Raw genomic sequence first — 7,205 nt, forward strand, 5'->3', positions numbered from 1 at the left:
GCGCGTCGGCGGGCGACGGGGACGCCTGAACATGACGGTGCTGCGGCGGGCCTACGTCGGTCTCGGCGCCAACCTGGGCGATGCGCGGCTCACGCTGCAGGTCGCGCTCGACGCCCTGGCAGCGCTGCCGGACACGCGGTTGGTGGCAGTCTCTTCCCTGTACCGCAGCGCGCCGATCGATTCCAGCGGTCCCGACTATCTCAACGCCGTCGCGGCGCTGGACACCGCGCTCGAGCCCCACGCGCTGCTGTCCGCGCTGCAGGCCATCGAGCAGGTGCACGGCCGCGAGCGCCCCTATCGCAACGCGCCGCGCACGCTCGACCTCGACCTGCTGCTGCACGGCGATACGCGCCTCGACACGCCGACGCTGACGCTGCCGCATCCGCGCCTCCACCAGCGCGCCTTCGTGCTGCGCCCGCTGGCCGAGATCGCGCCGGCGCTGGCGCTGCCCGGCCGCGGCGCCGTGGCGGACTGGCTGCCGGGTGTCGCCGACCAGACCGTCGAGCGTTGCCCCTCCGACTGAAAGCCGCGCATGAACCTGTCCTTGCCCATCCCGCTGCAGACCATCCTGCTGCTCACCGCGTCCAACGTCTTCATGACCTTCGCGTGGTACGGCCACCTGAAGAACCTGGCCGACCGGCCTGGTACGTGGCGGCCCTGTTGAGCTGGGGCATCGCCCTGTTCGAGTACATGCTCATGGTGCCGGCCAACCGCATCGGCGTGCAGCAGTTCAGCGTCGGTCAGCTGAAGATCATCCAGGAGGTGGTGACGCTGAGCGTGTTCGTGCCGTTCGCGGTGTTCTACCTGCGCGAGCCGCTGAAGCTCGACTACCTGTGGGCCGGCCTGTGCCTGGTGGGTGCGGTGTACTTCATGTTCCGGTCGTCATGAGCGCTGCGGTCGGGATGCGCTTCGCGCACGTGGTGGTGGAAGGGCCGATCGGCGTCGGCAAGACCACGCTCGCCCGCACGCTGGCGGCCCATTGGGGCGCGAGGCTGGTGCTGGAGCAGCCGGCCGAGAACCCCTACCTCGCGCGCTTCTACGAGTACATGGGGACGCCGCAGGGCCGCGGTCGCGGCAACCCGTTGGCGCTGCAGACCCAGCTCAGCTTCCTGTTCCAGCGCGTCGAGCAGATGAAGGAACTGGGGCAGGGCGGCATGTTCGACCACGGCGTGGTGAGCGACTTCCTGTTCGCCAAGGACGCGATCTTCGCGATGCTCACGCTGGGCGACGAGGACCTCGCGCTCTACCGCCAGATCTACAAGCGTCACAGCGCGCAGGCGCCGCAGCCCGACCTGGTGATCTGGCTGCAGGCGGAGCCCGACGTGCTGATGGCGCGCATCCGCCGCCGCGGCATCGAGATGGAGCGCCACATCACCGAGGACTACCTCGGCTCGCTGTGCCGCGGCTACGTGCGCTACTTCGCCAACCACCGGGGCGCACCGGTGCTGGCGATCAACACCGAGGTCTTCCACCCCAGCGAGAACCCGGCCGACTTCCGGCGGCTGCTCGATCGCATCGATGGCTTCAAGGGCCCGTTCGAGCTCTTCGACCCGCCGGATCCGCCCGGTCGAGGTGCCGATGGACAGATCGGCGACACCGTCGCCGGGGGGCTGATCGAGCTGTGACAGTAATGTGACAATCCGCCTCGCGCGGCGCCGGCCCTCGGCGCCGCACCTGCATCTGGAGCGTCCATGCTGTTCGGCAAGCTGCTGCCGCGTGAAGGCAATTTCTTCGAGCTGTTCAACCAGCACGGCGAGCACATCGTCGAGGGCGCGCGCGCGTTCATCGGCATGATCGAGCACTACGGCGACGCCGTCGAGCGCGAGCGCTACGCCGAGGCCGTGATCTCCGCCGAGAAGAAGGCCGACAAGGTGACCGCCGAGGTCAACCGCCTGCTGCACAAGACCTTCATCACGCCGCTCGACCGCGAGCAGATCCACGGCCTGATCAACGCGATGGACGACGTGCTCGACCTGCTGCAGGACACGACCGAGACGATGAGCCTCTACGACGTGCGCCGCATGACCGAGGAGACGCTGCGCCTGGGTCAGCTCAGCGCCCGCTGCTGCGAGCGGGTGCGCGACGTGGTGGCCCTGCTGCCCCGCATCAGCGAGCCGAGCGCGGTGGAGGCGGCGATGAAGACCTGCGAGGAGATCGACCACCTCGAGAGCGATGCCGACCGCGTGATGCGCTCGGCCATGAGCAAGCTGTTCCGCGAGGAGCCCGACGTGCGCGAGCTGATCAAGCTCAAGGCGATCTACGAGATGCTCGAGTCGATCACCGACCGCTGCGAGGACGTGGCCAATCTGATCGAGGGCATCGTCCTCGAGAACTCCTGAGACCGTCCGTGGAGGCGGTCCAAATCAGCTTCTGGGTCGTGGCATTGCTGGTGCTGCTGGCGATCGCGTTCGACTTCATGAACGGCTTCCACGACGCGGCGAACTCGATCGCCACCGTCGTGTCGACCGGCGTGCTCAAGCCGCAGCAGGCGGTGGTGTTCGCGGCCTTCTTCAACTTCGTCGCGATCTTCGTGTTCCACCTGTCGGTGGCGGCGACCGTCGGCAAGGGCATCGTGCAGCCCGGCATCGTCGATCCGAACGTGGTGTTCGGCGCGCTGGTCGGCGCGATCGCCTGGAACCTGATCACCTGGTACTACGGCATCCCGTCGTCGAGTTCGCACGCGCTGATCGGCGGCATCGTCGGTGCCGTGATCGCGAAGGCCGGGCCCGACGCGCTGGTGCTGGCCGGCGTGATGAAGACGGTCGCCTTCATCCTCGTCTCGCCGCTGCTCGGTTTCGTGCTCGGCTCGGGCCTGATGGTGCTGGTGGCCTGGTTGTTTCGCGGCAAGACACCGCTGCGCATCGATCGCTGGTTCCGCCGCGCCCAGCTGGTGTCCGCCGGCATGTACAGCCTGGGCCACGGCGGCAACGACGCGCAGAAGACCATCGGCATCATCTGGATGCTGCTGATCGCCTCGGGCTACGCGGCGGCCGGCGACACGTCGCCGCCGTGGTGGGCGATCTGGTCCTGCTACATCGCGATCGCGCTCGGCACCATGTTCGGCGGCTGGCGCATCGTCAAGACCATGGGGCAGAAGATCACCAAGCTCAAGCCGGTGGGCGGCTTCTGCGCGGAGACCGGTGGGGCGATCACGCTGTTCCTTGCCACCGGCATGGGCATCCCGGTGTCGACCACGCACACCATCACCGGCGCGATCGTCGGCGTGGGCTCGACGCACCGCCTGTCGGCGGTGCGCTGGGGCATCGCAGGCCGCATCGTCTGGGCCTGGATCTTCACGATCCCGGCCTCGGCGCTGATCGCAGCAGTGTTCTACGGGCTGAGCCTGCTGGTGTTCTGATACGGATTGCGTTGTTCGTCGGCGCGGCGGCCAAGGCCATCGGGCGGCCGACTGCGCTCATGTCCCCCGGCCAGGCTGCGCCTGGCCTCCTCCTCTACTTCGCTTCGTCGGCCACCCGACGTCCTTGGTAGACACAACGGCGAGTTGCAACGGTCGAACACCCATGACGGTCGTGGATCAGGCCGGTGGGGCGCTTTGCGGAGCGAAGTAGAGGAGGAGGCGACGGCCGAAGGCCGGCGGCGGGGGACATGAGCGCAGCAGAGCGCCCCGCCGGCCTGATGGCGCGCCCGACGCTGCCCATCTTGTACGTTTGAAGGCAACCGCGTGCAAGCCGGTGCCTCGGGCACTCACTTTTTCTCGACCAGGCTCTTCAGGTTCGCAAGCCCGGACTGGTAGACGCCGGTCACCGCCTTGACGGCAGCTTCGTCGTTCTGGTCCGGCGGCGGGTCGTTGTTCGGGAAGCCGCGGTAGAAGGCGCCGCGCCATTCGACGGTGCTCTTGGTGCCGTCACCGCTGACGGTGATCGTCGAGGTGTAGTTGGTGACCGGCAGCGCGCCGCCGTCCTTGGCGCGGTAGCTGTAGCTCTTGCCCTCCGCGTTGTAGCGCTCGAGCGACTCGACGAGGCTGCCGCCGCCCTTGATCTTGATGGTGCGCACCGAGCCTTCGGTGTTGCCCTTGTCGGCCGGGCTCTCGGCCACGGCGGGATGCCACTTGGCGAGCGCGTCGAAGTCCTTGATCTGTGCCCACACCGCGTCGGCCGGCGCGTCGATCGTGATCTTCTCGACCACCTTCTGGCGCGTCGGGCCGTGGGCCAGCGCCACGCCGGACGCCAGTGTCAGTGCCGCGAGGGCGAGCCACCGTGAAAACATCGAAAGTCTCCTGTCTGTTGGGGGAACACAAGGCGCAGGGCGAGAGCCGTGCGTCGATTCAGGGTGCGACCGGTGCACCGACGAAGGCGCCGAAGCCGCGCGGGTTGCTGCCGGTGTTCACTCGGCGCAAGAGCTGTCCGGTGGCCGCGTCGAGCACCGAAACATTCTCGTCCATCCAGTTCACCACCAGCACGTGGTCGCCCGAGGAGGCTACGCCTTCCGGGTAGCCGAAGCCCGTCAGGGTCTGTACCAGCGTGAGTGTGTCGGGATCGACCACCGACACGGTGTCGTCGCGCTGATTGGTGACGTACAGGCGCCGGCCGCCCTGGGCCAGCGCGGCGCCGTAGGGCGCCTTGCCCACCTTCACGCGGCCGATCACGCGCGGCGCTGCCACATCGCGCACGTCGATGGCCGTCAGGTCGTCGCTGTAGACGTTCAGCGCGTAGAGCCGCTGGCGCGGGCCGTCGAGCAGCAGCGCGAACGGATGTTCGCCGACCGGCACGCGCGCCCGCACCGAAGCGCTGGCCACGTCGACCAGCGCCACGAGGTTGTCGTCGCGCTCGGCCACATAGACGGTCGCGCCGTCGGCCGCCACCGCCACGCCGGCCGGCGCGCGGCCCAGCGGCACCCGCAGGGTTTCCTGGTGCGTAGCGGTGTCGAAGCCCAGCAGATGCCGGCCGAACCAGTCGGCCACATAGACGCGCCGGCCGTCGGCCGAGGCGTCGATGCCGACCGCGCCCTGGCCGGCCGGCAGCGTGTCGATCACACGCTGCGCTCGCATGTCGATCACCGACACGGCGTTGCTGTCCGGCGCGGTGACGAACACCTTGCCGACCCGCCCGACCGCCACCACGCCGGCCGGCGAGCGGGCCACCGGGATGGTCGCCGTTACGCGGTCGTTCGCCAGATCGATCACCGACACGCTGTGATCGCCCTGGTTGGTGATGTAGGCATAGGGTGCGGCGGGTGAGGCCGACGACAGCATCAGCAGCGCCAGCAGCGCGGTCATGCGGCGCGTGGGGGAGACCGCAGGCAGGGAAGGGAACGGCATGCCGGAACGATAACAACGCTCGCCGCCGTCGCCCCTGCCAAAGTCCTGTCGCGCCGAAGGGCTGTCGGCGGCGCTGCGGTCATCGAAACGTCATGCGCCGGACGCCGGCGCGTCATCGGCCGGCGTGACCATGGCGGTCCATGCGATGGGCGTCTCTTTCCTTCCGAACCGTGGGCACGCAAGCGGCGGCTCCGTCGGGCACCGCACACTTCGCGCCCCTCGCGTCGCCGCTGTCGCCGTCGGACGACGAGGGGGAAGGGCGTTTGCGGGTCCGCAGCGTCTGGATCTCCGACGTGCACCTGGGCACGCCGGGCTGCCAGGCCGCCGCACTGCTCGACTTCCTGAAGGCCGTCGACAGCCGCCACCTCTACCTCGTCGGCGACATCATCGACGGCTGGCAGCTGCGGCGCAGCTGGTACTGGCCGCAGGCGCACAACGACGTGGTGCAGAAGCTGCTGCGCAAGGCGCGCAAGGGCACCCGCGTGGTGTTCGTGCCTGGCAACCACGACGAGTTCGCGCGCAAGTACCTCGGCCACAGCTTCGGCGGCATCGAGGTGGTGGACGACTGCGTGCACGCCACCGTCGACGGCCGGCAGCTGTGGATCACCCACGGCGACCACTTCGATGGCGTGATCCAGTGCGCCAAGTGGCTGGCCTACGTGGGCGACTCGGCCTACGAGTTCACGCTGCGGCTGAACCGGCACTTCAACTCGCTGCGGGCCCGGCTCGGGCTGCCGTACTGGAGCCTGTCGAAATACCTGAAACTCAAGGTCAAGCGTGCGGTCAGCTTCATCGGCGACTTCGAGCAGGCGGTCGCGCGCGAGGCGCGCCGGCGCGGCGTCCAGGGGGTGGTCTGCGGCCACATCCACCACGCGGAGCTGCGCGACATCGACGGCATCCTCTACGCCAACGACGGCGACTGGGTCGAGAGCCTCACCGCGCTGGTCGAACACCTCGACGGCCGGCTGGAGATCCTGGACTGGAGCGACCGTGCCGCATGGGGTGCGCAGGCTGCCGGCGATGCCGCGACGGCACCGCTGGGTGTCGGCGCGGCCGCCGGCCGCGGGGTCGCCGCATGAAGCTGCTGCTGGTCACCGACGCCTGGCATCCGCAGGTGAACGGCGTCGTCACGACGCTGGTCGAGCTGGTGGACGGCCTGCGCCAGCGCGGGCACGAGGTCGAGGTGATCGACCCCTCGGGCTTCCGCCGCTTCGCCTGCCCTGGCTACCGCGAGATCGAGCTGGCGTGGCGCCCCGGCGCCGAGGTGGCGCGCCGCATCGACGCGGCCGGCGCCGATGCGATCCACATCGCCACCGAAGGGCCGCTCGGCGGCGCGGCGCGCCGGCACTGCCTGCGGCGCGGCCTGGCCTTCACCACGGCCTTCCACACCCGCTTCCCCGACATCCTGGCCAAGGCGCTGCGGGTGCCCTCGAGCTGGAGCTATGCCTGGTTCCGCCGCTTCCACGACGCCTCCAGCGGCGTGATGGTGCCCTCCGAGGGCATGCGGCAGGAGCTCGCGGCGCGCGGCTTCCGCCACCTGCAGTCGTGGTCGCACGGCGTCGACCTGCGCCTCTTCACGCCGGTGGCGGGCAGCGAGTTCGACCTGCCGCGGCCGATCTTCCTGTATGTCGGGCGGGTGTCGTACGAGAAGAACCTCGAGGCCTTCCTGCGGCTCGACCTGCCCGGCAGCAAGCTCGTCTACGGCGTGGGGCCGGTCGAGGCGACCCTGCGGCGCCAGTACCCGCAGGTGCACTGGCGCGGCGTCGTGCCGCGCCGCGCGCTGCCGGCGATCTACAGCGCGGCCGACGTGTTCGTGTTTCCGAGTCGCTCCGAGACCTTCGGTCTTGTGATGCTGGAGGCCATGGCCTGCGGCACGCCGGTGGCGGCCTACCCGGTCGCGGGCCCGCTCGACGTGGTCGGCGACTCG

8 protein-coding genes and 1 pseudogene are annotated in these 7,205 nt (G+C 69.5%); 7 read left to right on the forward strand and 2 right to left on the reverse strand.

Annotated elements, in window-relative coordinates; all coding sequences use genetic code 11:
* Positions 1–31: 31 nt before the first annotated feature.
* From folK to x551_RS16365, 5 genes and pseudogenes are all read left to right on the forward strand, one after another.
* Positions 32–523, forward strand: a complete 492-nt coding sequence (folK, locus tag x551_RS16345) for a 2-amino-4-hydroxy-6-hydroxymethyldihydropteridine diphosphokinase (RefSeq protein WP_036233033.1) — start codon at positions 32–34, stop codon at positions 521–523.
* A 9-nt stretch (positions 524–532) separates the two neighbouring features.
* Positions 533–888: pseudogene (locus tag x551_RS16350) on the forward strand (DMT family protein).
* Positions 885–1,625: a deoxynucleoside kinase gene (locus x551_RS16355; protein ID WP_231497669.1), complete on the forward strand. Its 741-nt coding sequence runs from the start codon at positions 885–887 to the stop codon at positions 1,623–1,625. Before x551_RS16350 ends, x551_RS16355 begins: the two are co-directional and overlap by 4 nt.
* A gap of 66 nt (positions 1,626–1,691) precedes the next feature.
* Positions 1,692–2,339: a DUF47 family protein gene (locus tag x551_RS16360; RefSeq protein WP_011830592.1), complete on the forward strand. Its 648-nt coding sequence runs from the start codon at positions 1,692–1,694 to the stop codon at positions 2,337–2,339.
* Between the two features lie 8 nt (positions 2,340–2,347).
* Positions 2,348–3,358: an inorganic phosphate transporter gene (locus tag x551_RS16365; protein WP_036233037.1), complete on the forward strand. Its 1,011-nt coding sequence runs from the start codon at positions 2,348–2,350 to the stop codon at positions 3,356–3,358.
* Positions 3,359–3,705: 347 nt separating this feature from the next.
* On the opposite strand, the gene x551_RS16370 is transcribed toward x551_RS16365, so the two are convergent.
* Positions 3,706–4,227 carry an SRPBCC family protein gene (locus x551_RS16370; protein ID WP_036233039.1) on the reverse strand — a complete coding sequence of 174 codons (522 nt, stop codon included), beginning with the start codon at positions 4,225–4,227 and terminating at the stop codon, positions 3,706–3,708.
* Between the two features lie 58 nt (positions 4,228–4,285).
* The gene (locus tag x551_RS16375) at positions 4,286–5,236 is read right to left on the reverse strand and encodes a YncE family protein (protein WP_036233042.1); all 951 of its coding nucleotides are present in this window, start codon (positions 5,234–5,236) and stop codon (positions 4,286–4,288) included.
* 182 nt (positions 5,237–5,418) lie between these two features.
* On the opposite strand from x551_RS16375, the gene x551_RS16380 reads away from it, so the two are divergent.
* On the forward strand, positions 5,419–6,357 hold the full coding sequence (locus x551_RS16380) for a UDP-2,3-diacylglucosamine diphosphatase (protein WP_036233044.1): 939 nt from the start codon (positions 5,419–5,421) through the stop codon (positions 6,355–6,357).
* Positions 6,354–7,205, forward strand: an 852-nt coding sequence (locus x551_RS16385; protein WP_036249568.1) for a glycosyltransferase family 1 protein, incomplete at its 3' end; no start/stop codon positions are given. The genes x551_RS16380 and x551_RS16385, both read left to right, overlap by 4 nt.

The sequence above is a fragment of the Methylibium sp. T29 genome, from assembly GCF_000576205.1.
GTDB lineage: Bacteria > Pseudomonadota > Gammaproteobacteria > Burkholderiales > Burkholderiaceae_C > Methylibium > Methylibium petroleiphilum.

Bases quoted from the DNA above. Each gene is read 5' to 3' on its own strand.
- folK (WP_036233033.1), top strand. From the start codon at position 32: ATGACGGTGCTGCGGCGGGCCTACGTCGGTCTCGGCGCCAACCTGGGC.
- x551_RS16355 (WP_231497669.1), top strand. From the start codon at position 885: ATGAGCGCTGCGGTCGGGATGCGCTTCGCGCACGTGGTGGTGGAAGGG.
- x551_RS16360 (WP_011830592.1), top strand. From the start codon at position 1,692: ATGCTGTTCGGCAAGCTGCTGCCGCGTGAAGGCAATTTCTTCGAGCTG.
- x551_RS16370 (WP_036233039.1), bottom strand. From the start codon at position 4,227: ATGTTTTCACGGTGGCTCGCCCTCGCGGCACTGACACTGGCGTCCGGC.
- x551_RS16375 (WP_036233042.1), bottom strand. From the start codon at position 5,236: ATGACCGCGCTGCTGGCGCTGCTGATGCTGTCGTCGGCCTCACCCGCC.
- x551_RS16380 (WP_036233044.1), top strand. From the start codon at position 5,419: ATGCGATGGGCGTCTCTTTCCTTCCGAACCGTGGGCACGCAAGCGGCG.